The sequence below is a fragment of the Marinagarivorans cellulosilyticus genome, from assembly GCF_021655555.1.
GTDB lineage: Bacteria > Pseudomonadota > Gammaproteobacteria > Pseudomonadales > Cellvibrionaceae > Marinagarivorans > Marinagarivorans cellulosilyticus.
Window position 1 is genome coordinate 416482 of record NZ_AP023086.1, and the last position, 24977, is coordinate 441458.

The 24977-nt window shown below is 46.8% G+C and carries 20 protein-coding genes; 8 read left to right on the plus strand and 12 right to left on the minus strand.

The window, feature by feature from the left end:
- Positions 1 to 32: 32 nt before the first annotated feature.
- A complete protein-coding gene (locus tag MARGE09_RS01515; protein WP_236985604.1) occupies positions 33 to 1916 on the plus strand; it encodes an O-antigen ligase family protein in 1884 nt (627 codons plus the stop codon).
- A gap of 201 nt (positions 1917 to 2117) precedes the next feature.
- Here the strand turns inward: MARGE09_RS01515 and MARGE09_RS01520 are convergent, their stop codons facing one another.
- The 7 genes from MARGE09_RS01520 to MARGE09_RS01550 all read right to left on the minus strand — a co-directional run bounded on the left by MARGE09_RS01520 (position 2118) and on the right by MARGE09_RS01550 (position 11571).
- A complete protein-coding gene (locus MARGE09_RS01520; protein ID WP_236985605.1) occupies positions 2118 to 2339 on the minus strand; it encodes a hypothetical protein in 222 nt (73 codons plus the stop codon).
- A gap of 202 nt (positions 2340 to 2541) precedes the next feature.
- Entirely contained in the window at positions 2542 to 3096 is a 555-nt protein-coding gene (locus tag MARGE09_RS01525; protein WP_236985606.1) for a hypothetical protein, read from the minus strand.
- 156 nt (positions 3097 to 3252) lie between these two features.
- Complete coding sequence (locus tag MARGE09_RS01530; protein WP_236985607.1) at positions 3253 to 5058, minus strand: hypothetical protein; 1806 nt, start codon at positions 5056 to 5058, stop codon at positions 3253 to 3255.
- Positions 5059 to 5069: 11 nt separating this feature from the next.
- A complete protein-coding gene (locus MARGE09_RS01535) occupies positions 5070 to 8696 on the minus strand; it encodes a BadF/BadG/BcrA/BcrD ATPase family protein (RefSeq protein ID WP_236985608.1) in 3627 nt (1208 codons plus the stop codon).
- A gap of 350 nt (positions 8697 to 9046) precedes the next feature.
- Complete coding sequence (locus MARGE09_RS01540) at positions 9047 to 9976, minus strand: FAD:protein FMN transferase (RefSeq protein ID WP_236985609.1); 930 nt, start codon at positions 9974 to 9976, stop codon at positions 9047 to 9049.
- A gap of 72 nt (positions 9977 to 10048) precedes the next feature.
- Positions 10049 to 11356, minus strand: coding sequence for a DUF3570 domain-containing protein (locus tag MARGE09_RS01545; RefSeq protein WP_236985610.1), 1308 nt, complete (start codon positions 11354 to 11356; stop codon positions 10049 to 10051).
- A complete protein-coding gene (locus tag MARGE09_RS01550) occupies positions 11347 to 11571 on the minus strand; it encodes a DUF4266 domain-containing protein (protein WP_236985611.1) in 225 nt (74 codons plus the stop codon). Before MARGE09_RS01550 ends, MARGE09_RS01545 begins: the two co-directional genes overlap by 10 nt.
- A 188-nt stretch (positions 11572 to 11759) precedes the next feature.
- Between MARGE09_RS01550 and MARGE09_RS01555 the strand changes: the two genes are divergently transcribed.
- Positions 11760 to 12263, plus strand: coding sequence for a helix-turn-helix transcriptional regulator (locus tag MARGE09_RS01555; protein ID WP_236985612.1), 504 nt, complete (start codon positions 11760 to 11762; stop codon positions 12261 to 12263).
- Positions 12264 to 12265: 2 nt separating this feature from the next.
- Here the strand turns inward: MARGE09_RS01555 and MARGE09_RS01560 are convergent, their stop codons facing one another.
- Positions 12266 to 12673, minus strand: a complete 408-nt coding sequence (locus MARGE09_RS01560) for a hypothetical protein (protein ID WP_236985613.1) — start codon at positions 12671 to 12673, stop codon at positions 12266 to 12268.
- Positions 12674 to 12841: 168 nt separating this feature from the next.
- Between MARGE09_RS01560 and MARGE09_RS01565 the strand changes: the two genes are divergently transcribed.
- Together MARGE09_RS01565 and MARGE09_RS01570 are read left to right on the plus strand one after the other, a co-directional pair.
- Positions 12842 to 13339, plus strand: a complete 498-nt coding sequence (locus MARGE09_RS01565; RefSeq protein ID WP_236985614.1) for a DUF2975 domain-containing protein — start codon at positions 12842 to 12844, stop codon at positions 13337 to 13339.
- Positions 13339 to 13560 (plus strand): helix-turn-helix domain-containing protein, encoded by a 222-nt coding sequence (locus tag MARGE09_RS01570; RefSeq protein ID WP_236985615.1) that lies wholly within the window; start codon positions 13339 to 13341, stop codon positions 13558 to 13560. The genes MARGE09_RS01565 and MARGE09_RS01570 overlap by 1 nt, the downstream gene beginning before the upstream one ends.
- Here the strand turns inward: MARGE09_RS01570 and MARGE09_RS01575 are convergent.
- On the minus strand, positions 13557 to 15446 hold the full coding sequence (locus MARGE09_RS01575; RefSeq protein WP_236985616.1) for a putative bifunctional diguanylate cyclase/phosphodiesterase: 1890 nt from the start codon (positions 15444 to 15446) through the stop codon (positions 13557 to 13559). The genes MARGE09_RS01570 and MARGE09_RS01575 overlap by 4 nt on opposite strands.
- Positions 15447 to 16071: 625 nt before the next feature.
- On the opposite strand from MARGE09_RS01575, the gene MARGE09_RS01580 reads away from it, so the two are divergent.
- Positions 16072 to 17166 (plus strand): glycoside hydrolase family 5 protein, encoded by a 1095-nt coding sequence (locus tag MARGE09_RS01580; RefSeq protein ID WP_236985617.1) that lies wholly within the window; start codon positions 16072 to 16074, stop codon positions 17164 to 17166.
- Positions 17167 to 17248: 82 nt separating this feature from the next.
- Here MARGE09_RS01580 and MARGE09_RS01585 read toward each other — a convergent pair whose 3' ends face one another.
- Positions 17249 to 18106, minus strand: coding sequence for an ion channel (locus MARGE09_RS01585; RefSeq protein ID WP_476703461.1), 858 nt, complete (start codon positions 18104 to 18106; stop codon positions 17249 to 17251).
- Positions 18107 to 18253: 147 nt separating this feature from the next.
- On the opposite strand from MARGE09_RS01585, the gene MARGE09_RS01590 reads away from it, so the two are divergent.
- Both MARGE09_RS01590 and MARGE09_RS01595 read left to right on the plus strand, forming a co-directional pair.
- Positions 18254 to 18430 (plus strand): hypothetical protein, encoded by a 177-nt coding sequence (locus tag MARGE09_RS01590; protein ID WP_236985619.1) that lies wholly within the window; start codon positions 18254 to 18256, stop codon positions 18428 to 18430.
- A 4-nt stretch (positions 18431 to 18434) separates the two neighbouring features.
- Positions 18435 to 19382 carry a fructosamine kinase family protein gene (locus MARGE09_RS01595; RefSeq protein WP_236985620.1) on the plus strand — a complete coding sequence of 316 codons (948 nt, stop codon included), beginning with the start codon at positions 18435 to 18437 and terminating at the stop codon, positions 19380 to 19382.
- A gap of 1 nt (position 19383) precedes the next feature.
- Here the strand turns inward: MARGE09_RS01595 and MARGE09_RS01600 are convergent, their stop codons facing one another.
- On the minus strand, positions 19384 to 21081 hold the full coding sequence (locus tag MARGE09_RS01600; RefSeq protein WP_236985621.1) for a tetratricopeptide repeat-containing response regulator: 1698 nt from the start codon (positions 21079 to 21081) through the stop codon (positions 19384 to 19386).
- Between the two features lie 189 nt (positions 21082 to 21270).
- Complete coding sequence (argA, locus tag MARGE09_RS01605; RefSeq protein ID WP_236985622.1) at positions 21271 to 22605, minus strand: amino-acid N-acetyltransferase; 1335 nt, start codon at positions 22603 to 22605, stop codon at positions 21271 to 21273.
- Positions 22606 to 22770: 165 nt separating this feature from the next.
- On the opposite strand from argA, the gene MARGE09_RS01610 reads away from it, so the two are divergent.
- Positions 22771 to 24912, plus strand: coding sequence for an ATP-binding protein (locus MARGE09_RS01610; RefSeq protein WP_236985623.1), 2142 nt, complete (start codon positions 22771 to 22773; stop codon positions 24910 to 24912).
- The last annotated feature ends 65 nt before the right edge of the window (positions 24913 to 24977 follow it).

Sequence of the window (24977 nt, forward strand, 5' to 3'; positions counted from 1 at the left end):
TCTTGAAATGCACTTTTTTGGGCGTTCACGCTATGTCTAAGGTGAGCGCTCACTCCGTTTTTTTTCTGCTTCTGCTTGTTTCCTCTATTTGGTTGGCTGCAGTATTCATAGGCAAACAGCCTTATATCCCGCCCCTTGTTATAATGTTAATTGGATTGATGCTAGCTAAGCTGAAATGCCGGCTAGATTTGATTTGTGTAACTATTTTTTTAGGTGCCCCGTTTTGGATTGGCCATAATTATCTTTATAACGATTCATTGATTCCTTTGGTTGCGATTTTTCCATTTGTATTGATGGTGCTAGGTTACCTAGTATTGTCTGTGTCAGACACGGCGAAAAATTTTTTACTACCTTCTTTATGTCTTGTTTCGCTCGTAAGCTCTTTAGTTATCCTATTCGATTTCGCTTTTATTAAGCATTATTCTCACCGCGCAGACGGATTTTTTGAAGATGCTAATGTTGCCGCAGTCTTTACACTATTGGGTGTTTTGGCCTGGAGTGTGACGTGTGCCAAATGTCGTTTTTCTCGGGTAGTATATTACGCCGGTTTGTTTGTTTTTTTGCTGGGGTTGGCTGCCGCTTTTTCTCGTTCAGCAATATTATTAATGGTGGGTGCCTTTATTGGCCAGGTGTTGCTGGATCGAGCTTCGTTCGGTTGGCGAGTATCTTTTAATAATCTAATTTTCAGTGCAATTGTTGCCGCTATAGCTATCTTGCTTATTCAGTGGTTTCATTCTGTGAGTATTGGTGAGGGTGCAGGGTTTTCTCAAAGCTCAGTTGCGAGCCTTGGTTTAAGAATTCCAATATACATAGGGACTATAGAGTTATTCTCTGATTTCACGCTCATTGAGTGGCTATTTGGAGCTGGTATCGGCAGTTTTATTTTGCTGTATCCTTCTGTACGGGGCGAGTTTGTAAGCTCTGGGGACTTCGTTCATTCCGATGCAATACAGATTTTACTAGAAGGCGGGCTTCTGCTTTTTGTGGTGTATGCATTGCTTTTTGGGTGGCTATTATTAAGTTGGATTAAGGTGATTAGTTCCCGAGATAGGTTGACTAATGAAGCGGGAACTCACTTAGTAATTACGACCGTAATTCTAGCCTTCTCATTGGTCAACTACTCTATATATGTGCCGGTATTGGCGTTTTTACTGGGTGCTAGTTTAGGTTACTTTAATAAACCCGTGGCATTCAGTATGAGCTTGCAAACGCATGCAAAATGGTTGGTTAGGTGCTTGTGCATATTTTATTTCAGTGTAGTGTTTGCTTACGTCTTATATGCTGTTAAATACTATATTTTTGAGTATGGTGAAAAAAACACTAAAGATCTATATGCTAATATTATAGCCTCTCTAGATGCTGGCGAAGAGTTTTCTTCTACGTATATACTCATGGGGTTGCTGGAAGCTACCGGGGGAAGTGGGCAGCAAGAGATACTTCTTGATTATGGGTTGAGGGTTGCAAATGATTATGCTGATTCTCGTCCACTTACACCCCTGCCGTACTATTACAGGGCTTATTTTTTAAATCGAATGGGCGAAGAAAATTTAGCGATAGATAATTTAAGAATAGCTGTTACAAAAGATCCTGGGTTTATTAGCGGTTACACAATGGCTATAAAATATGGAAATATTTCGGTGCAACAGGAGATGCTGAAGGGCTTGTTAGAGAGTGCTGGTTGCTGGTTGCGGCACTCTTCAAGTACAGAAATAAATGAGTTTATGTGGTTTATTATTGAGCTATCGAATGAGCTTGGTATTAACGATGAAAGGTACTCTATGCTTGTTCGCGTTTGGCGGGATGAGGACCCTGCTCGTTTCTGGGCGGAATATAAAGTTCTTTTCAATACATTGGAATGCGGTAAGTATAGAGGGGCAACGCTTGTTGGAGTTAGTGAGAATGATAAGAGGTTTTGAGCAATATTTGCTGGCAAACTGTTCTGGTCAATAGATCCGGACACATTTCTTTGCCACTTTATGGATAAAATGAACCTGGCATAATTCACTTTCCCCTTCATACTTTAAGGCAATAACAAAACGTCTTTTTCCATGCGCTTTCACCTCTAATCGATGCCCGAGCATATTGACTTTTTTACTTATCCGACCTCTTACAATAAGCTAAACCTCAACACCCTCATTGCGAGAGAAGTACGACTTAAGGGACGCCCAGCAACCATTTTTGCAGCGTACCGATTGGTTTTTTCTGAGTTGAGTAACGACCTGTGAATGAGGGAAGTATTGATTGCTTTTTTCCATAAAACTACCGGTACCATACAGTGCATCGGCGGTGATAATTTTAACATTAACCTCTGGATACTTCCGAGAAAAGCTCTCTAGCATTTCAAGCGCTAAGGTTTCTTTGGTTGGGTGTTGGGTGGCTTAAGTTTGGGCTCGGTCTCTTTGGACGCATTTTTGCTGGTACTTTTTGCCTTTTAAGCCTATGATTTTATTGTCGCCAAGCGCTCAACGCCGGGTCGGGTGTGTAAAGTAGAAAATCTATAGGGATAGTAACGGTGTTCGTGACAATGAGCATAAAAATAAATTATTGGCCCTTGCCATAACATCCCGCCGACTTATCTTTTACCTTGTGAGCATGGGCTATTCTGGGGGTGTTACTTGAACGCAGCTTGTCGCTATCATCAATTGTTAATGTTCCGGAAGTGATGCTGTAATGTTTGATCAATACTCTAGTGCTTGCAGAAATTAGGCTTTCCCAAGGCATTTTTGAATGGCTGAACATCCAGCGCAATCCATCTTGGCGATACTCATTGAGCTTGCTGCCCTCAATCACCGCCCAGTTTAACTTTCGTGTAATAACGATACCCATTAAAACAGTGGTTAGCCATAGTTTTTGAGGCCTTGAAATTTTAGCGGAGGCTGTAAGTTCTCGCAGAGCTTCGAAAAGTTGATCGATATAGGTGGTAGCGCAGGAAGAAATTGAATGAGCACGATAGGGGGGCTTGTTCTTTTTGTTGTCGAAGGGCAGATGCTTTGCCGGCCTGCTGCTCTTCAGGCATTGATTGTGCTTTGCATGGGGAAGCTCGGAGCGTGAATTGTAACCGGCACCCTTTAAATAGGTTCCTGCTGAGCAAGTCAAGCGCTCAAAACTTCGGAATTGAGTATGGAATACAAAAAATAACAATTGTAAGCTAGAGATCATAGGTCTTTCGAAGGGCTTTATTAAAGGGCAATAGAGAAACCTCACTAATCGAACCCCACTGTGCGGTTCGATTAGGTTTCAAATGGCAGCCCACTAAACCGGCGAAACTATCTTAACCACATCTTCTGTCTGCCCCTTATGCCGGTTCTTATAGCTTCGCGAGACATTGGCGACAATTCCTAACGTTTGCTTTTGCGCATTTTCGGTGCTAAGTGTGCGTCTAAGTCGATTGCGCAAACGGGTGAGCAAACCAGTGTTGCTGCTTAGTTCACTTGCCACATCCACCACAGAGCAACTTCCCGCATGCGGGCTGCGATGCAGTGGGGTATTTATATTGCTATTCGATAGCTGCTGCTCAAACTGCTCTTTGCTTATGCCGGCTTTTTCAAGAACGGCCATCACCTCTTTTTCCGCCGATTGTTTAGCTTTAAACAGCTGCATTTGCACCCGGCTATAGACATTCACCGCGCCATCGCCGTTGGTTTCAATCGGCAAAAATATCGCTTGTGGGAACATTTCGGTGATGAGGGATTGCACTCCGTCCGATACGGCGCTGGAGGGCATGCAGCCGAAGGGTTTTATGCTGAGTGTCATTGTCATGGTGTTATCCACTACGTTGTGGATAAGTTTGCCCACTTCCATGTGGCCTTCGCCGCCGCGTAGGTTGTTGTCGTAAAATGCGTGGCTGATTTCGGCGATGTGGTCCATATCTGGGAGGTGGTAATCGCGTAGGCCTACAACTTTTGAGGCGGTCCAAAATAGGCCGCGTACGTATAGCTCTACGGCTTTTAGGCCCCATAAGCGCTTGCGAATACTTACGCCTTCTAAGGCGAACTTGCTGCCTTTGGTATCGTGCTTAAGGTTTTTATCGGTGCCTCTGAGTTTTAGCCTTTGTAGGGTGTCGTATTTGGCGGACCAGAATAAATATAAAATCCAGTTGGTAACTAATTGAATCTCAACTTCGGCGCCTTCTTTCTCGAGGAAGCCTTGCATTTTGTAGTTGCCGTCGCCTTCTGTCGTCATGGCCCAAAACTCACCAATAATGGCGACGCGGGGTTTTATTTGGGATTTATCGACTTTTATTTTTGCGAGTTCTTTGCGAGTTTGCCAAAGGGCTTTCCATAAGCCTTTGCGGGTTTCGAAGGCTTTGGCTATCCGTTGTTTGGCGTTTGCAATAACAGCGTTAGTTTCGCCCTCGTTAACTTCGTAAGGGCGAATGCGGTACATTAGTGCATTTAAAATATCGCCAATTATTACCGCTTTACCGAAGGTTAAAAAGAATTTACTGTCGATTTTTAAGCCTAGGTCTTCGCCGGTGGCTTGTTTGGCGCCGCCAGATTGTTGGAATAAAATAACGCGAAAACCTTCAAAGCCGGCATCGCGTAGCGCTTTGCGATATTCGGTTACGTAGGTGCCAAAGCGGCAGGGGCCGCAAGAGCCTGCGGTGGCAAAAAGATATTTGGTAATAATGTCTTCTTTGCTGATGCCGCTGGCTTCCATTTGTTTGAGTTTTTTAACCAAATTACCCACCGTGAAGTAGGTGGGGTTGCATTGGCCCCTATTACCAAATTCACGACCAAACTGTAGTGCATCGGTATCGGGTACTTCCATGGCTTCAACTTTATAGCCTAATCCTCTAAATGCCGATTGAATAAATAAATCGTGCGCCATGGTTAGGCCTGCATGCAATACCGTGGTGTGTGCGCGTTGTGATGCGGTAAAGGTCGTGGGGTTTTTGTCTCGCCAGTGTTCGGTTGCCTCCCCTTTATTTTGCGAATTTTCAAAGGCTTTAATTTCACCATCCACATGTTTTAAATAATCTTCTGCGCTAAGGTTACCGTCTAGGTCCGCAATGGCTGATGTGGATGAATGTGTGTCAACGGTTTGTTGCATATTCATGGTGTAATCTCCTAGTCGATTTCAACAGCGGTGATAAGGTTGGAAGTGCCAGCATCAATATAAAGTGGAGCTTTGGGTTTTGAGGGTGTGCTTGCTTGCTGGGGATTTAATTCAGGCGTTTCGGTTTGTGGTAGCTTGGCCAGTATTTGTTCTTTGGCGAATTGCCATTTTTCGAGCTCGGCCTTAAATAGTGAATCTTGCTTTATTTTTTCTGGGGCTACCGCTAAAAAGTCCAAACGCTTATTTATCGTCTGTAACTCATGCTCAAGGCTTTTTCTTGCGTTATCTTCCAGTTTTTCTTCTGCTAGCTTAAGTGTGTAGCCGTAGGTTTTAACGCGAATTTTTATAGAGCCGGAAGGTTTGTTGGCATCGATATCGTGCAGCGCTGAATAGGGTGACCCGCTAGCGCTCATCATCCGGTCTACCAAGCCATAGGTTGGGGCGTCGTGTCCGCATTTAAAACTGGATAAATCTAGCACCGCTACATTGGGGTGGCGTGCTGCAAACTTGGTTGCCCACACTTTTTGTACGCTGTTTACGCTGTAATTTTCTGGCCAGATGTCGTGAATTTCTAGTGGTGAATCTACAAACTTTTTATTCAGGTCGTCCTGAAAATAAGGCGTTAAATAGTCTTTATCTTTTGGAATAGATCGCATGGATAAAATGGGATAGCCCATAGCTTGGTATTCTTCCAGTACACCGTGGTTCATTCCTGGGTCGTTGTGGTAAGGGCGGCCAGTCATTAGCAGCGCGATGCGGTTTTCCTCGGCGACGGCATCTAAGATAATGCGCCCTTTTTCTTGCATGTGCTTGTCAAAATAATCGAGCGAATTAAAGGCTTGATCAACCGCGAAGTTATTTTCATCTTCCGATATTTGAAGTTGTTCTTTAAAGGCCTCAAACATGCGATCTTTTAATAATAAGGGCTCCTGAAGCGTTACCGCGGTATCAATGTAGGTGATGTCACGTTGTGCGAAGAAGTCTTGCTCTTTGGTGAATGCAGCGCCAATAACCTTCGGTGTGCCGGCCACAATGGGGCAGCAGGCGGTATCCATGACTTGCTCTACAAACGTAGGGATGTGGGTAATGGACGGGAAGAAAATTATGTTCAGCGGCTTTTTTACATGGTGTTCAAATAGTAAATTATGAATATGTGCCTGCACGACTTTGGCTGGGTAACAAGGGTCGACAGAGCCATACTTGCCGCCGGCTTGCCAAAGTTCTTCGCTGGTATCGTCAGAAAATACAATATTGCGCGGTTTTACCCCTAAGGCTTCAAAATAGGTTCGCCAAAATGGTGCTGTGCTCCAAATATTGAGTGCTTTTGGAATGCCTATGCGAATGTCTTGACGGTGGCTGTGTGCTTCCTCGGACGAGCGAATAAAGGCGCGTTGAATAGGCTTGTGTTTAATGCCGCCAAATAACGTACGCGAAACTTTTATATCGTCGATCAAGGTGCCCGCTGCAGGTGTTTCCTCCGGGGTATATAAACGTTTATAAGCCCAGGTTGCTTCGTAATCGACAAGGTTAGGATACGCGCGCATTCTTTCGCGGCGGGTTTTGTTTAATGCGCGCAGTGCATCGTGATCCTCAACGGTGCCTTTTTCGCAGGAAAAGCCAGAAATATACCGTACGGGTTTTACATCGCCTACATCAGCATCAATAAAAGTACGCGAGCAATTATTAGGGCAGAAATCGCAACGGGTTTCTTCGTCGTTGCGGGTGGTGTAATGCAGGTTAATGGCTTCGTTTAGGCCAATAAAGCGCGAATGGCCTTCGCGTTGTACAACGCGAATGGCTTCAAAGGCTGCACCTAATGCACCAGCTTCGCCGGTGTGGGGGTGAATATGTACTTCGGCGTTAGGTACGCGCTCTTTAATGTAATCGACTTGGGCTTTTACGGCGGCAAGGTTCTTTTGTGTGCCGCCTTGTAAAACAAATACGCGGCCCAGCTCTGCCATGCGGGGGATTTGTACAACGTATTGCCAAATATTTTTAGGTAATACTAGTGCTAAACCCGCGAGCAGTTCTTCGCCGTTGTAGCCTTCTTTTTGAAAGTTAACGCGGTCGGAATCTAGAAATACTGCGCAGCCATAACTGAACTCGGGTGATAAATCGGCTTTAAAGGCTGTCTCTGCATAGCGGGTAACGGGTACGCCGAATTGGTCTGCCATGGCTTGTAACAACATGCCATTACCGGCGCTACAGGAATTGGACAAACGAAAGTTTTTAATGACTTTGTTTTCCATAAACATGACTTTGATATCTTGCCCGCCAACGTCACAAATGACGTCAACATCCTCAAAGTAATGTTGCGCGCTTTTCATGTGGGCAACGGTTTCTACAATATTGGCATCGGCCTTTAATGCGGCTTCCATTACGTCGCCGGCGTAGCCGGTTACGCCAAAACCTTGGATATCCAGTGTGGCTTTTTGTTCATCGGCCCAGTCTTTTAGCTGGATGAACATTTGCTTCATATCTTCAAGCGGGTTGCCCTTAGATAGCTGATATACCTTTTGCAAAATTTCGCCGTCGGCGTTGACCAACACACATTTACTGGATGTCGACCCGCCATCTAAGCCTATGAAACCTTGAATCGTATTACTGGTAGCCTTGATGGGGTTAAATGTTGGGGCTGAATACAATTCGATAAATTGGCTGGCTTCATCGCTACTGCCCACTAAGCCAGGCCCAGCGCCTGCGCCTAACTGCGCTTTACGGCCATTGTTAATAAAATCTTCCAGTTTGGCCAAAGTACCGCAAGCTTGGGTGTCTTTTTCGTGTAAGCCGAATAAAACGGCGCCATAGGCAGCATAATATTCTGAATTATCGGGGGCGAAAATAAGCTCTTCTAGCGGAATATCTTTTGGATAATCAAAACCGCGTTCTTCCCAGGTTTCGGGTATGCGGTAACGCCAGCAAGCGCGTAAAAAGGGAAGGTAAGCATTGGGGCCACCCAGCAATAAAACCTTGGGCTTGAGTGTATTACCACGCGTTAGCACCGACAGGTTTTGGCCTACGATGGCATCGGCTAATGAACACATAATCTCGGCAGAAGGAATCCCGCTTTTCACTAAGTTAACAATATCGGTCTCTGCAAATACACCGCACTTTGCAGCAACGTGGTGCAACTTGGTGGGGTCGAATGTTAGCTTGGCAATATCGCTTTGTGGCATGCCGACTTTAATAAAGCATTTATCGATGGTGGCGCCGGTGCCGGATGCGCATTTGTCGTTCATCGAAGTGGTGGCGCGCTTTTCGCCGGTTTTCTCGCTGGTTTTAAACATGATGATTTTGGCGTCTTGCCCGCCTAGTTCAATCACGCTGCCAACATCGGGGTGAAGGTTTTCTACCGCCATGGTCACGGCGTTTACTTCTTGAATAAATTTGGCATTAATATGTGGTGCGATGGGGCCAGCGCCGGAGCCGGTAATAAAAAGGCGGGTTTGACTAAGGTCTAGCTGCGGTAGCTCGGCGCAAACCGCCGTTAACATCTCTAGGACTTTTTCGGCCTGCTTGGTTTCGTGGCGCTGGTAATTGCTCCAAAGTATCTCTTGGCTATTCGCATCAACGGCAACAAGTTTGACCGTTGTTGAACCCACATCAATGCCAAGTGTAAGAACTTGAGTGTCTGCCATAACTATGCGCCCTAAACCCTGAAAATCTGACTCTGATGGTGCCCGACCTATTGACATAGATCAATAGTCGTTAAACAAAGCGCTATTGTTTATAAGGGGAAATGCGACATCACGCAAAGAAATAAACCATTAGATTTATTAGGGGTACTTCATATTCTTACGATATTGCACTTTTTAACCTAGAAACCGCAGTTGAGAGTCAAAAAGATGCGTATTCCGTTGGTGTGCATGGTGTGTAGTAAAAATGTGTAGTCACCTTATTGGTGATGAATCATTTTTATCACGCGTCAGGTGCACCAAGGGGATGCGTAGACTTTGATGGTTCAACTGCGGTTTTTAGGTTTAAGATGCTAACGGGTAATCCAGCACTTTATAGCCTCGTTATGGGCAAAGGTTTCAGCGTGCTCGCCTTGTAGCATGATGAGTGTCGAGAGCATGCCGGCTTGCATACATGTTGGGGCGGCTACGGTAACCGCTTTGGGTGGGTTAAGCACTGGCCAGCCGGTTTTGGGGTTGAGTAGGTGGCTATAACTTTTGCCATCGATAACCCACTGCCGTTGGCTTGTACCGCTGGTGGTAACGGCACCGTCTTGAAAGGTAAGGCGCTCGCTTGCGGTTAAATTGTTATCGGCTTTTGTATCATTAAAACCAATATGCCATGGACGTTTCGGTAAGGATTGGCTAGCCACTAAATCACCACCTAAGTTAACGAGTATGGCAGTGCTGGCATTGCTGGCATTGCCTTCTAACGCAAGGCGCAGGCTTTTGTCGGCGGCATATTCTTTACCTATGCCGCCAAAATCAATTTGCATTCCTTTGGGCAGTGCAAGCGTATTGCCGGTGAGCTTGGCTTTTGTTAAACCAATTAAAGGTAATACGGCTTGAATCGAAGCTTGGCTGGGTAATTCTTGCTGGCCAGCTGTTTTTTTCTGATGAAAGGCCCAAATATTTTTTAGTACGCCAGCGCTAATATCAAACAGCCCATCACTAAGTTCATAAAGCTGTTGCGCATAATGGAAGAGGGCTGTGGTTTCGTCGTCTAGTGTAATAGGCTGGCCATTCGCATTGTTAATGGCTGCCGTAATGCCCGTTTTAGTAAAGCGGCTGTATTTGTCTTCTATACGCCAGGCTTCGGTGGCAATGACTTGTGCAATTTGGCTGGCTTGGGTTTTATCGTCTACAGCAATTAAGGCTTCGCAGGGGCACGCCATGGCGGAAAATTGCGCCAGCCAAAAGGGCTTGCGCAATGTTAAGTGAATGGAGCGGTTAGGTGCAGTCATTGTGATGTAAGTGTAGCGTGTTGTCTGTGATTGGGAGTCCTATAGCTGAGCATGAATACATTGATGGTAGGTTTAAAATTTAAACGAGTAGCCCACTTGAACAATAATGGCATCTAGATCTGGGAAGGTATTGTGCCTGTCTTGTAGGTTGCCCGGTAGGGTTTGGTGTTCGCCTGTTTGTTTGTAGCGTTCTATGCGCAAGTTAATTTCTTTGTTGTCGCCAAATAGGTAACCGTATTTCGCGCCAAAGGTAGTTCCGGTGAACTCGCCTAAACGGGAATCGGCGCTGATGTTGGCAGGAAGCTCAGTTAGCGAAGCATCTAAGCCTTGCACGTAAAAGTCGGCGCCGGCTTGTTGGTAATACCTGAGATGTGGCTCAAGGTAATGGTGCTCGTTCAGCTGCCAGCGATAACGGGTATCGATGGTGTGCGAATCTATGCCCCAGTCATCGGTGTGGTAACGGTACGAAATATCAAAAATATTATCTTTGCCGTGATGAGATTTGCTGCGCATGAAAATACTGTGCTTGGTGCGTTTATCAGGCCGCGATTCATAAACATAGCCTTGCGGTGCGCCATCGCTATCCAATAATGAAACAACTTTGTAAGCATCGTTAAGGTAGCCGCTTTGGTTGCTGAATGAGTAGTTCAGCTGGACTAACCACCTTGGGGACATAACTTGAGTGACACCCAGTAAAAGGTCTGTCACGGTTTTGTTATCGTCTTCGCCCTCTTTATTGCCGTTCGAACCGATAGTCATTTCTGATAGCGGAATCGGCTTACCGCCGACGGGTTTAATCCTGTCGCCGGCAAGCGCTAAACCGGCAGATAGCGTTGTGTTGTGCTGGTTAAGGTCTTTGGCAATATTGACGTTAAGAGCAACCGACTGGTAATCGTATTCGCGCGATGCTGCAATACCGCCAGAAAACCTCAAGGTATCGCTCAGTGGTGCTGTGTATTGGGTGCTAAGCGCGGCGCGGGTATCTTTAAATACATCGTCTAACGGTAGCTCGCTTTCGGGTGTTTGGTAGGTGTTTTTGCCAGAGGGCGTTGAAAAAGTTTGCACTTCGTCGGCAGGCGAGGCGCCGTTGGGGGTGGCGCCTGTTAGGGAGTCAATAGCCAGTTTTATATTCCAAAAGCGGTCGCCTTCGAGCTTTTTAGTGGCGCTAATCACAGGCTCTACGGCGGTAACGCGATCTGTTTCGCTGTAGTAGAGCACTGCGGTATCTACGTCCCAGCTTTTGTCGCCGGCTAACGCAGGGGCTGTGCCGAGTAATGCGGTAGTGGCTTGGGCTAGGCCTGCAGCTACGCCCAATTTTGTAGCGTGTCTGTATCGTGATGTGCAGCTGCTTTTTGGCTTGTTAGTTTTATCTAATTGCATCCGCAGCCACCTCCGCCAAAGCTTGCGCCACCGCTACTGGCTTCTTTGCTGAAGTAAATATGATCGTCGAAGCTTGCTGTAATGGCATCGTGATCGAGCTGCATTGTATCTTTTGCGAGGGTGCCGCGTTGGTAGGGTTTGGCGCCTAGCGAGCTGCAGCCCACCAATGTGCTGGCTGCCAATGAAAGTGCAAGGGCAATAAATGGCTTGTGCATGAAGGCCTCTATTCGTAATAAAGCAAAGTAACAAGCTAACGTAGCTCGGGCCAATTATGACGGCATAAGCGTAAAGCGCTATAGCACGCATGCTGGATAAACACATGCCAAGCCCATAATATGCGTTTATAGGGCATATGTACCATCATAAAATAGCGAATCAGTCGCCACGTATTTGGAAGCTAGGCATGCAGGCATTTTTCACACACCGTTATTTCATCGTTACCTTACTCACATTGTTAAGTGTTATGAGTATTGCCGACTTGATAGTTGACCATAGCGAAGGTGCGGGTTTTGAGCATATGGCACAAGAGGGAGTGGTGCTTTTTTTGTGTTTAATTGCGGTAGCCAATTTGTTACTAGGCGTTCGCCGCCAATCTAAGCGAATCGCCGGTCTCAAACGAGAGTTAGCGACGGCTGCTCAAGAAATAGAAAAAGCGAGTGAGTCTTTAAAGGATGGCCGTATTGCTTTTGCAAAAGTGATTGCAGAGCAGTTTGATGCATGGGGGTTAAGCAAAAGCGAGCACGATATCGGTTTTTTAGTATTAAAGGGCTTTAGCTTAGCCGAGATCGCGAGCCTGCGAGAAACCAAAGAAAAGACGGTTCGCCAGCAGGCATCAGCCGTTTATAAAAAGGCCGGTGTTAGCGGCCGCCACGCTTTTTCGGCGTGGTTTATTGAAGATTATATGTGATGCTACTGTGTTGTTTGGCACGGATAGCGTGCTGCGAATCCGCGGATTAGCAATTCGCCTACCGGAGTTTTAGGCTTGGCTTTTTGGCTTTTGGCCTGCCCAGTGATAATCGATAAAACATCTTTTAGTTGCATTGGCGTGCCTTCGGGTACGCAAATAAGAGCGGGTAACCCTTGTGCCGTGAGTGCGCGGGTGTAAATCATCGTGGTATCCATTGTGGCAACAAGCTTGGCCATCTGGACTTTGTCGATTTTTTTGCCCTTTTCCATATTGTAAATCTCCTTTTGCAGTTCTTGCCAAGGCATAGCTTGGGCAGTTGTTGGTGCTGCCAGCATGATGATAAAGGCGCTTAATAACCGGCTTTGAATGAAGGCCTTGCACAAACTGGAGCGGCGGGTGTTCGTGAGCATGGCTAATCCTTTTAGTTGAATATGATTGTTATTCAATAATAAGTTATCGTTTTACGATAATAAAATGTTGTTTTGGCTTGACCTATATGCTTGAATAAGGTTTTTAACCGTGGAGGGTTCAGCGTGAAGCAAACACTGCAAAAACGCGTTTTTTTAACTTGCAGGGCCATGCAACTGGTATGTGTACTTATAGTGTTGGCATTAATTGGCGGTGCGATTTGGGGGCTGATACATGCACCTATGCACTTGGAGGCCTATGGGACGCAGCGGGGTTTGATTGTTGTGCCTGGTGATTTCTCTGCTGTGCAGTGGGGGCTTGTGTGTGCTTTGGTGGCGGTACCCTTAGTGGTTTTATGCTACGGCTTATATCGGTTGTTTAGTTTGTTTCAGCTATTTGCACGCAGTGTTTACTTTACCGCCAGTACGGTGAGCCACCTGCTTGCTTTTGCGCTGGCCCTGTTAGCCGCGGTTGTGGCCAGCATGTTGAGTAATACGGCGCTAAGCCTTGTGGCAACTTGGAATAACCCAGAAGGTTTGCGGGCCCTGAATGTAAGCTTTGGCAGCCATGAATTGTTGCTATTACTTTTTGCCGCCGTGTTTGCGGTGATTGCATGGGTTTTTACAGAAGCTATATTGCTTGCCGAAGAAAACGCGGAAATTATTTAATGCCTATTGTTGTAACCTTAGATGCCGTATTGGCTAAAAACAAAGTGCGCTCTAAAGAGCTGGCGGAATATGTTGGCATTACCGAGCAGAATATCTCGGTCTTTAAGTCGGGTAAGGCGCGCGGAGTGCGTTTTAGTACCCTCGAAAAAATGTGCGAGTTTTTACAGTGCCAGCCCGGTGACTTAATAACATTCGAGCCAGAGGACAAAACCGATGGCTAGGCCGCATCCTGTAGTAGGCGAATCAACGATTTAATGGAAACCGGGCGCGACCACAGGTAGCCCTGGCCGTGGGTAATGCCAAGCTCTTTTAAAAATAGGAGCTCTTCGGCATTTTCTACGCCTTCTGCAACCGTATTCATTATTAGGCCATCGGCAATGTTGTGAACGGCGCGAACGATCGCCTGGTTGTCTGAGTTGCCCTCTATGCCATGTACAAAGGATCGGTCGATCTTCAGTTTGGCGACTTTGATTTTTTGCACATAGCCCAAGTTGGAATAGCCGGTACCAAAATCGTCGATGGCCAAGCTGATGCCCATTAGCTTAAGTTGTTCTACCGACTCATCAAATTCGGGCGAGTCCGACAGCAGTTCAGATTCTGTAATTTCTAATTCGAGGGAGTTTGGCGAGATTGGCACATCAGCTAATATTTTCTTGACGCGTTTTTTGAAATCGTCACGTTTGAGCTGAATGGTCGATACATTAACGGCTACCCGGAACTCGGGAAAGTACTTGCTTTGTAGGCCGGATATGTCGCGGCAGGCACGTTCTAGTACCCAAGCGCCGATATCTACAATCAAGCCCGACTTCTCGGCAAGGGGAATAAATATATCTGGGCGGATCAGGCCGCGCTTGGGGTGCTGCCAGCGCACTAATGCTTCGGCGCCGATAATTTTGCCGGTTTCTAATAGAACAATCGGTTGGTATTCCACATAAAGCTCGTCGTCCTTTAATGCAGTACGCAAATCTTCTAGCAGCTGCATTCGCTCTAGGGCATCGGAGTTCATCGAGGAGTTGTAATAGTGGAATGTGTTGCGGCCGAGGTCTTTCGAACGGTACATGGCGATATCGGCTTTTTTGACTAGCTCGTCATAACGCTCGCCATCGTTGGGGTAAACAGAAATACCAATCGAAGCACTGCAAACCAATTTATGCTGGCCGGTAATTACGGGGCGCGATACGCGCTCTTGAATAACTGTTGCAATGTTAGACACATCGCGCTCATCAGATAGCCCTTCTAAAATGAGTAGGAACTCATCGCCGCCCAACCGGCAGACGGTATCGCTGGCGCGGGTGGCATCGCGCAAGCGTTCGGCAATGGCAACTAAATAACGGTCGCCGGTTTCGTGCCCAAGCGAATCGTTAATGGCTTTAAAGTCGTCCAAATCAATAAATATCAGTGCGATTTTTTTATCGGAGTGGGTGCGTGCCGCGCGCTGTACGGCTTGCTCGAAGCGGTCGCTGGCCAGTGTTCGGTTGGGGAGTTCGGTAAGGTTGTCGTGGTTGGCTAAAAAGGCAATCGCTTTTTCAGACTCACGTACCTTGACGTTTTCACTATTGAGGTTGTGAATAGTATTCACGTAGTCGTTAATAAGAAGGCGCACCGCTAACCCAGATATCAACAGAATAATGGCCGTAGTGACGGGGCGTGTGGCATCGTTAAAAGAGTTATTAAACGTCAATAGCCCGCTTTGTTGCGCATAGCCCATGGCAAAGATATTCGCAATAAAAACGATCAGTAAAATGGTAAAGCTACGCCGGCTGCCGACCATGGCGGCAAAAATAAGAATACAGGGCAAGCCCATCAAGCCAGAGTCGTAATGACCATTAGACACCCAAAGTATAGAGAGCGCGAGGGTGGCAAGTGTCCAAATCAGTAGTTCAGAGGCGGCTTTGGTTTGTTTTTTTTGTGCAAGCCAAAAGCAAGCTCCCAGAAAGGGCAAGCTGGCTAAGAGCATAAACAGTGGCAGCCAGTTTTGCTCGACAAGCGTAACCGCCCCAATAGCAACAGCCCCGCCCAGAGCCAATAGTGTTAATTGGGCTGCTCGGCGCTCTAGTATGCTGCTTACGTTGTAGTTTGAGGCTTGTTGGTGGTTTACATCTGTCATTGCGGTTTATTGCTCTTATGTGCCATCCGAGTACAGAGAGAGGTACTGTAAAAGTACCCGTGAATGCTGATGAGTACTATTTATGTCGGCGGGCAAATTCCTTTGTTGTCGCACGTGTTGAGCATAGGCCCTTTGTCACCTGTTGCCGGGTTAATTGCATTAAATCCTAATCAAGAATTAAACGCAGCTGCGATGCGACTAGCGGTGCATTTAAAAGGTAAACACGCGCATTGTTTTTCATGTTTTATTATCGAGATGCGCGTTTCTAGATCAACGGTATTTAAAGTGTGCTGAAACCCCAGTGTGCCAAAAAAAAATATAAAGTAATCAGTGTTCTAAACAAATAGTCATAAATGACATTTTTCTGTCGCGCACTTCTTTATCGATTAATACAAATGTATGAATGCCTGCTGCGAATGTAGAATACGGGTGCCCTGATTTTTATTAACGGGCAAATAGCGCGTAGCTTGACGCCATAGAGTATATGTTGTGAGCCGCAGCAAAAGGTATCCCATTTGTGTGTCTGCTATTTTTGATCACTGTTTTATGGCTTGTGGTGTCAGGCAACACTTCTTAAGCTGCTGGTTGTATATTTTGACGCTAAATAGCGACACGAGGAAATAACATGAAAAAAATAATAGCATTAGTTGGCTTGTTGCTAACGTCGGTGGCTTGGGCTGACCTTTCAGCCAGCTGGTGGCAAGGCGGCTACCCCAAACCTTTCGAGCACAGTTTGCTTGCTAAAAAGCAAAGTGCTATTACGATTCAAGGCAACAAATTTGTCGACGAAGACGGCGCCGTTTTTTTCTTTAAAGGTGTCAACGTTGCCGACCCCGACAAACTGGCCCAGCAAGGGCAGTGGAATAAAGCACTGTTTGAAGAAGTAAAACGTTGGGGCGCAAATACAATACGCTTACCCATTCACCCCGCGGCTTGGGCTAAGCACGGCCCAGGGCAATATTACGCTTGGTTGGATGAAGCCGTTATTTGGGCAAACGAATTAGGCTTGTATTTAATTATCGATTGGCATTCTATTGGCAATTTGCATTCTGGTTTGTTCCAGCACCCTATGTACGTTACCGATTTTCAACAGACACAAGACTTTTGGCAAAAAACAGCCTTTCGCTATAAAGGTGTTCCAACGGTAGCGGTTTATGAGCTTTTTAACGAGCCGACACATAACTATATAGGCAATGGCGATTATAGTTTGGGCAGCATTACGTGGGCACAATGGAAGACCCAAGTTGAAGCGATGATTGACCTTATTCAAGCGTACGATAAACAAGTCATACCGTTGGTTGCTGGGTTTAACTGGGCTTACGATTTAACGCCAGTAAGAACGCAACCTTTTGAGCGCGAAAACATTGCCTATGCCGCGCACCCTTATCCACAAAAGGCTAAGCCTGAGAACGAATCGCGCGAGGAATTCTTTCGCTTATGGGAAGAGCATTGGGGTTTTGTGGCCGATCGCGCGCCAATGATTGCAACAGAAATTGGCTGGGCAAACGAAAATGAACACGGTGCTCATGTGCCAACCATTAATAATGATCACACCTACGGGCCTAATATCGTTAAGTACTTAGCGAAAAAAGGCATATCCTGGACGGTATGGGCGTTCGATCCTGAGTGGTCACCGACCATGATTAAAAACTGGGATTTTGAGCCTACCGAGCAGGGGGCTTTCTTTAAAAAGGTATTACAGGGTAAATATAAAGAGTAATCGCCGCCGCCCCCTGAGGTATACCTAAGGGGGCTTAGCGAATGATATTTTCAACGTTTGTATCGGCCAGCGCTTGCGGCCCTTAACCTGTTTTTAGTTTATCTAATACGGCTAACACATCGGATTGATTACCAAGGCATGCCTCGGTAATCATTAACCCTCCCAGTTCTCCTACGCCAATAATGTCGTTGGCGCCCGCAATTTCAAAATATTCACGGGCGTGGATATTTAACATCTCTACAATAATTTGTGCTTCTGGATTGACCTTTCTCGCCAGCATGCAATGGGTTGTAGTAAATGCGTCGGCACCAAACTTTTGTTCGTAATTTGCCAAAACAATAATTTTCTGTGCTGTATCTGCTGATGCGCGCAATAACATTTGCGTGTCGAGTAAGTTTTTATAGCGGACAAAAAAGACCGCATCGTCTTGAATCGGCTTGTTATCGAGGTCGGCGATAATGACGACTTCTGTTCCTTTGTGGTGCGGGTCGTTATGGAGGCGTTCGATGATTTTCCGGCCTTTCATATTCCAGCCAATCAGCAGAATATGATTTTTTGTCTTGATTGGATTCATCCCCATCTCCTCTCTAAGCTTGGTTTCAATGAATAGCGCGGCCATTAAGGCTGAAAATAGGGCGATTAACCCGAGTGACATGAGAATCATCATGACGGTGATGATTCTGCCGCCGGTGGTAATGCTGGTTTTATCGCCAAATCCTACCGTCGACATCGTGCTAATTACGTAATAAATCACATCGCCAATATGTTGGAATGCTGGGTTAGTGTGCAGCTCGAAGATGCTGATACCCACAACGCCAAAGGTAAAGACGCTACCGGCATAACCCAAAAACTTGAGCATTAGCTTCACTTTTACACGGTGAAAAAAGTGCAAAAGTGTGAATACGGAATAGCGCAACTCGCGAAATAATGTGCTAAACATGTTGGCTCAGTGATTGAGTGTCTTGTAAGTAATTGAATAGGGCTGTAGTAAAATGCCCTAAAGTGTTAACTGTAGTATAGGTAAGGTTGCGTGACTTGCCTTTGCTGAAATGACCCTCTTTTAATAGCCAATGTTTAAGGAGTTGTGATGGTTTATAAATGTGCCAGTTTATTGTTTGTCGTCGCTTTTATAGGGTGTGCTAAGCAACCAGAGCCAACAGGGGTAATTCCTGCGCACCAGCTAAAGGCACTGGAAAAAGCAAAAGCCGTAGAAGGGCTGATCAAGGATAAGGGAGAACAGCATAAGCAATTGCTAGAGGAGTGAGAGCGTGGCCCAAGTTAATCACGATATGCCGTTTTTTACACAGTTGTTGCAGCAAGTATTTACTCGGCCAGTAAAAATAGTGCATGCGGCGCCGGTTGGCGGCGGTGATATTCACCATTGTTATCAAATTGTATTGGCTGACAATAGCCACTTTTTTATTAAGTGTAACCACGCGCGCTATGCCAACCTCTTAGAGCAAGAGCATTATGCGCTTGCGGCACTGCAGCAGGCCTGCGCCATAAAAGTACCGGAAGTACTCGGTACAGGAGAGTGCGAAGGCTATTGTTACCTGGTATTGGAGTGGCTAGAGCTGAGTACTAGCGGCGATGAAACCGCACTTGGCCGACAGTTAGCGCAAATGCATCAGCATAGTAGTGATCGCTTTGGTTGGGCGGCTGATAATTTTATTGGTCACAATGTACAGCACAATACTTGGTGCGAAAGCTGGGCTACTTTTTGGCGAGAGCAACGCTTGCTGCCGCAATTAGCGATGGCGCTTCAAAGTAGCCATGGGCATGTGCTGTCAAAATATGTGGATGATTTTATTGCTGCCAGCGATGCATTGCTTGATCATCACAACCCAGCACCAGCATTATTACACGGAGATTTATGGGGTGGTAATAAGGCTTATTTGGCTTCGGGGGAACCTGTTATTTTTGACCCCGCTAGTTATTATGGTGACCCAGAAACCGATATCGCGTTCACGCGGCTTTTTGGTGGCTTTGGTGCCGACTTTTATAACTCGTATAACCATGCGCGCAGCTTACTTGCGGGGGCATCAACAAAAGATGCAATAGCCGCGTCGCAAGCCTTGAGCCTGCCTGAACAAGTTGTGCAACGACAGGTGTTATATAATATTTATCACCAGCTTAATCACTTTAATTTATTTGGCGAAGGCTATTTGAGTGATTGCGAACACGCCATATTAAGTGTGATTAAATTTACCCGATAAATTAAATGCTGGCTAGTAAGTTAGGGTAAAGCTTACTGAGCTGTTTTTGGATATATGCGTAACGTTTAAATTGTTTGTGGTCAGACTTTAAGTCGCCAATAGCGCGTAAACAGCGGCGGCATACTTTTTCGTGTTGGTGGGTCGCGCCGTTTTCTTCATCAAATGCCGTAATGGCTTGTACAAGGTTAAGGTTTAGACCAATGTGCTTGGGGTAGCTTGCCAATGCTTGGTTGAACACTTCAATGGCGGCTTCAAAATCTTTTTCGTCGTAGGCATTAATGCCCGATTTTGTGAGTTTTGCCGCTTGCCCTTTACCTTCATCACTAATGGGTTCGCCGGTGATGCCATCGATAATCCGCAGTAGTTTTTTATCTTTAGGGTTACTTGCAGCAACAGAGGTTAAAATGGCACGAGCTTGCTCTTCTTCATCCATAGCGTACAGGGTTCGTGCAAATTCTAAACTGGAATTTACCGATGGCGCGCGCACATTGTTATAAAGTTTTGTGGCTTTATCGGCCATGGTTTTGGCTTTGTCTTTGTTGCCCATGCTAACGGCAAGTTGTGATTCCACCATTAATGCTTGCGCTTCAACTTCTGGCGAGTTGCCATAGCGTTTGCGCGCACGATCTAAAAAGGTATTGGCTTGTTTTATTAATTGCTTGGATTCTGTGCTTTTATCGCCTTTTGTGGTGTCGGCAACTTTGCGGACAAAATTAAAATAGTCTTGGGCTGATTCATGGCAGGAATTATTGCCCCACTTAATTGCGCTTTGATGGGCTTTTAGCGAAACGTCATCATCGTGATTAATGTCGGCAAGTTCGGCAAGTTCTCGGTGACGGGTGACTGACTTGGGCGAAATATGTGTGGCGCGCTCCATCGCTTTTTGGGCGCCGAGCATATCGTTGCGTTTGACGTTTATTTCAGCCAGCATGTCGTGGGCTTCAATGTAGCGCTCGTCTTCTTGCAACACTTCTTCCATTAAGTCTTCGGCGGTTTCGAGGTCGCCAAGCTCAACGAGGGTTTTGCCTAGACCAAGCTTGGCCCAAACCATGGGACGTTTGCCTAAAATACTTTCGTAAAGGGACTTTGCTTCTTTAAGTTCGCGCAGTAAAAAAAGCAGCTGGCCTTTCATTTTAATGCAGTCTTTAGCGTAGCGGCTGCCGCTGGCAATCATTTCGTTGCAGCCTTCGAGCGCTTTGCGGTAGTTGCCGTCGGCAATGGCCTGCTTGATGGAGATGAGTGCTTCGTGGCGAATAATGGCGCGGTTAAGACGCGATTTTAAAGATTGCTCGGTATAAGGCTTGGTGATGTAGTCATCGGGCTGGCATTCGAGGGCGCCTAGTACCATTTCGCGCGATTGCTCGCCGGTTAAAAGTACGAACAGGCTTGTCATTAAAAGCACGCGCAAAAATCGAACTTCCTCTAAGACTTGCTGGCCATCTTTGCCGGTGCCTAGGTTGTAATCGCAAATAACAATATCGTATTTGTTGGTAGAGCAAAGTTTCACCGCTTCGGTGCCGTCGGCGGCGGTATCGACATGCTCGGCGCCATAACTGCGTAACGAGCGCTTTAGTGAGCCGCGAATTTCAGGAAAGTCATCGGCCACTAAGCACTTCTTGTTGGAGAAGATTTTAACGATATCAATCTGTTTGACGTCGTCTGGGGATATTTGTCCAAGGTCGAGTGTATGTGCTTTCATGTGCGCGCCTTACGTATTACAACACGCGTGCCTTAGGGGCACGCCCGCCGCGTGACTGAATAAATTAATCCTTATAGCTTCAGTCTAGACGCATTTAGCATGATTGCCGCTGGCGCGCGCATTTACGCGCCAAGCGTTTAAATCGCAGGTATCAGTGGTGGTTGCGGCGCAATAGCGGCGCCGGCATTGTTAGCTTTTACTGGACAAACTCTTGACGAACACTTTGGATTTGCGCTGGTAGTTGTAAAGTGCTGCGCGCTCGACAGGCAAGCTGCTGGTGAGTGTTTCAACAAACCCCTGCTCGATAAACCAATGCGCTGTTTGTGTGGTGAGTACAAACAGTTTTTTAATCTCAAGCTTTAGGGCTTGGCGCTCGATATGGGTGAGTAGCTTGGCGGCTTTGCCATCGCGGCGATAGTCTGGGTGCACAGCCATGCAGGCAAGCTCGCCAGACTCTTGGTCGCTAAAGGGGTATAACGCGGCACACGCAATGACCACGCCGTCTTTCTCCATGACGGTAAAGCAATGGATTTCGCGCTCTAGAAGTTCGCGCGAGCGCTTAACCAAAATGCCCTCGTGCTCTAGCGGTGCAATCAAATTGAGTATGCCCATCACATCATCAATGCGTGCGCGGCGAATGGTTTCGTAGCTGTCGCGGTAGACCATTGTGCCGGAGCCGTCGCGGGTAAATAGCTCTTTGAGTAAGGCGCCGTCTTCGTTTGAGGAGATGACGTGTGCTCTTGAAATACCACCATCGCAAGCTTTGTGGCAGGCCTTCAACGAAAAATAAGTGTTGTTTGAATTGCTTGCCGCTTTTTGGCGTAATAAGAACTTTTCACTTTTTAGCAGCGTAAGTTCTCTATAGATTTGGTCGTTTTCATCACGAATAGGGCCGTCGTCGTTTAGGGCAATAAGCTTGTCGGCTTTTAGTTCTAGGGCGGTGTGAACAGCAACATCGGCGAAATTAAGGTTAAAGATTTCCCCTGTGGCGGAATAGCCCAGCGGCGAAAGCAACACAATGCCACCGTCGGCAAGAATCCTTTGAATGCCTTGGGTATCGACGCTTCGGACTTTACCTGTGTGCTGAAGATCCACCCCGTCAATAACGCCCAGCGGCTTGGCGGTGACAAAGTTGCCGCCGCGCACTTTGATTTTGGCTCCGTACATGGGGGAGTCTGGCAGCCCATGCGAGAAACTGGCCTCTAGTTGCAGGCGTGTAGCACCAATAGTTTCGAGCACTTTTGGCATATCTTCTTTGCGGGTCACGCGAAGGCCGTGATGCATTAACGAGGTCTCGTCATGCTCCGATAGTTTGCTATCGATTTGCGAACGCGCACCATGCACGATCACTAACTTTATACCGAGGCTATCAAGCAGGGCGATATCAGCAATGACGTTGCCAAGGTTGGGTTGGCTAATGCAGTCGCCTGGCAACATCAATACAAAAGTCTTGCCTCTGTGCGCATGAATGTAAGGTGCTGAATGACGGAACCACTGAATATCTTGCGGGCTGGTTTCTGGCACGAAAAATCTCCGCTAAAACTGAAAAAAAGTTCAGTATACGCCCAACTGTAATCAGGAGGGGAGCGTTATAACTAACGGCATGCGTAATTGTTGAATTAAGAGTCAGATAGTCTTAGCGGGAAGGGAGGCTGGGCTAAGCTAAAAGAATGAAGAGGTTTCTTTTTTATGGCAAATCATACACCTACGCACGAAGCAATAAGTGGAGCCAGTGTGATCGATAGCGATAAGCAGCATTTTTCGTCGACTCTTGTGCGCATATTGGAGCAAGTAGAAACGCTTCGCGGTAACTCTTTTATTGAGCGCATAACGCCGTTGCTGGCAGAAACGATTCAGGCTGATTACACCTTTGTGGGGTTGGTGGACGCAAGCTTTACACGCGCCGATTCCCTTTGTTTGTGCGAGGGGACGCGCATTATCGATAACATTCAATACGCTTTATTGGGTACGCCCTGTCAAGGCGTGGTAGAGCAAAATTTATGTATTCATACGTCGGGGGTTTGCGATGCCTTCCCCGAGGACAATATGTTGGCCGAGCTAGGGGTGCAGGGCTACATAGGTGCCCCGCTATTTGCCCCTGATGGCGGTGTTTTTGGGTTAATTGTTGCGCTATTTAAAAAGCCCATCGCACACCCAGAGCCCGTACAAACGCTTTTCTCGGTGTTTTCTGGCCGTATAGCCGCCGAAATTGTGGGTGCGCAGGCCCAGCGTTCCTTAGAGGCCGAGCTTGAAAAAAGTAAAAAGTTACAAGAGCAGTACCAGCTACTGGCAAGGCAGGAGCGTGACGCCCGGCATCGTGCGCAAAAGGCCAACCGAGTAAAAAGTGCTTTTGTTGCCAATATGAGTCACGAAGTTAAGACGCCAATGAATGCCATGCTGGCCTTTTGTCAGATGCTATTAAAATCGGAGCTGAATCAAAGCCAGCGCTTACAAGTGCAAAGCATGCTCGATGCTGGCCAGCAACTTATGACAATGCTTAACGATGTGCTTGAGCTTTCCCGCTTAGAAGACGGCATTGTTGAGCTGCCCGAGCAAGATGTTCTGAGCCATCAACTACTTGACGATGTTGTCGAACAGGCGGCCAGCCAGCTGCAACAAAAGCCCATTAAGTTTGGTTACAGCATTGCCCCTACGGTGCCCCCAAAGTTGCTAATGGCGGAGCATCATGTGCAAAAGGTGGTTGTTAATTTATTGAGCAACGCACTTAAATTTACGCAAAAGGGTGAAATACACGTACAGATGGATTTTACGCTAGGCGAGCAAGATGTTGGTTCGCTAACGATTACTGTAGCCGATACGGGCGTGGGGATTGATCAGCAATTCATTGGTGATATTTTTGAACCCTTCACCCAGCAAAATGTATCGAACACCCGCGCTTATGGAGGTGCGGGCTTGGGCTTGCATTTGGCCTATCGCTTGGTGAAAACAATGGGCGGCACCATTGATGTAGAAAGCGTTTTAGGTCAAGGAAGTGTATTTACTTTGAGTCTGCCGGTTGTGTTATCAGATGCTCCAGCGGCCAGGGCTTCGAATGTAGAAGCTGCTATAGGGCTGGTGTCGCTGCAGGGCGATGCGCTAATTACCGAAAACGCATTGCGCTTTTTGGGTGTGGCGATTCACCGTATTGATAACCGAGTTCCGCTATCTCTGCAGTTGGGGCAAACCCCAATAGCCGGCTTGGTTATAGATGCTAGCTGTGATTTGGCTGAATCTGGCCAGCTGGCGCATTGGTTAGCAGAAGCTGGCAGCGAAAAGTTACCTGTTGCAGTGGTGGCTTCAAAAGACGTTGTGCATATAGCGTCAGTCCGCGAGCAGTTGGTAAACGTTACTTGTGTGCAAGCGCCTGTACTTATGCACGAATGGTTGGATGTGGTGGAAGGTCTTGCTGGAAAATCCAATGCATCGCAGTCGGTCAACGGCAAAGCTGGCGAGCGTATTTTATTGGTAGAGGACAATCGCCTTAATCAGGAAATTGCTTTGTGCATACTTGAGGATGCTGGTTACCGCGTGGATGTGGCGAACAACGGCCAAGAGGCTGTAGACACAATGGAGTCCAGCCCCGATGTTTACCAGCTAGTGTTAATGGATATACAAATGCCGGTAATGGATGGCTTGGAGGCAACGCGGATAATTCGCGGGCGCTTGCGTAGTCATGTGCCGATAGTGGCTGTGACGGCGGGCATCGCGGTTCAAGATCGTCAGCAATGCGATGAGGTTGGTATGGATGATTTTATCCCTAAGCCCATTGATGAAGACTTTGTGCTACAAAAGGTTCGCTACTACATGTCGGGTGCTCATCAAACCCAGTGATTTTCAATTGCATTGTGCCTTGTGGTTAAAGTGTACCTTGTGATTAAACCGTACCTTGTGTGTAA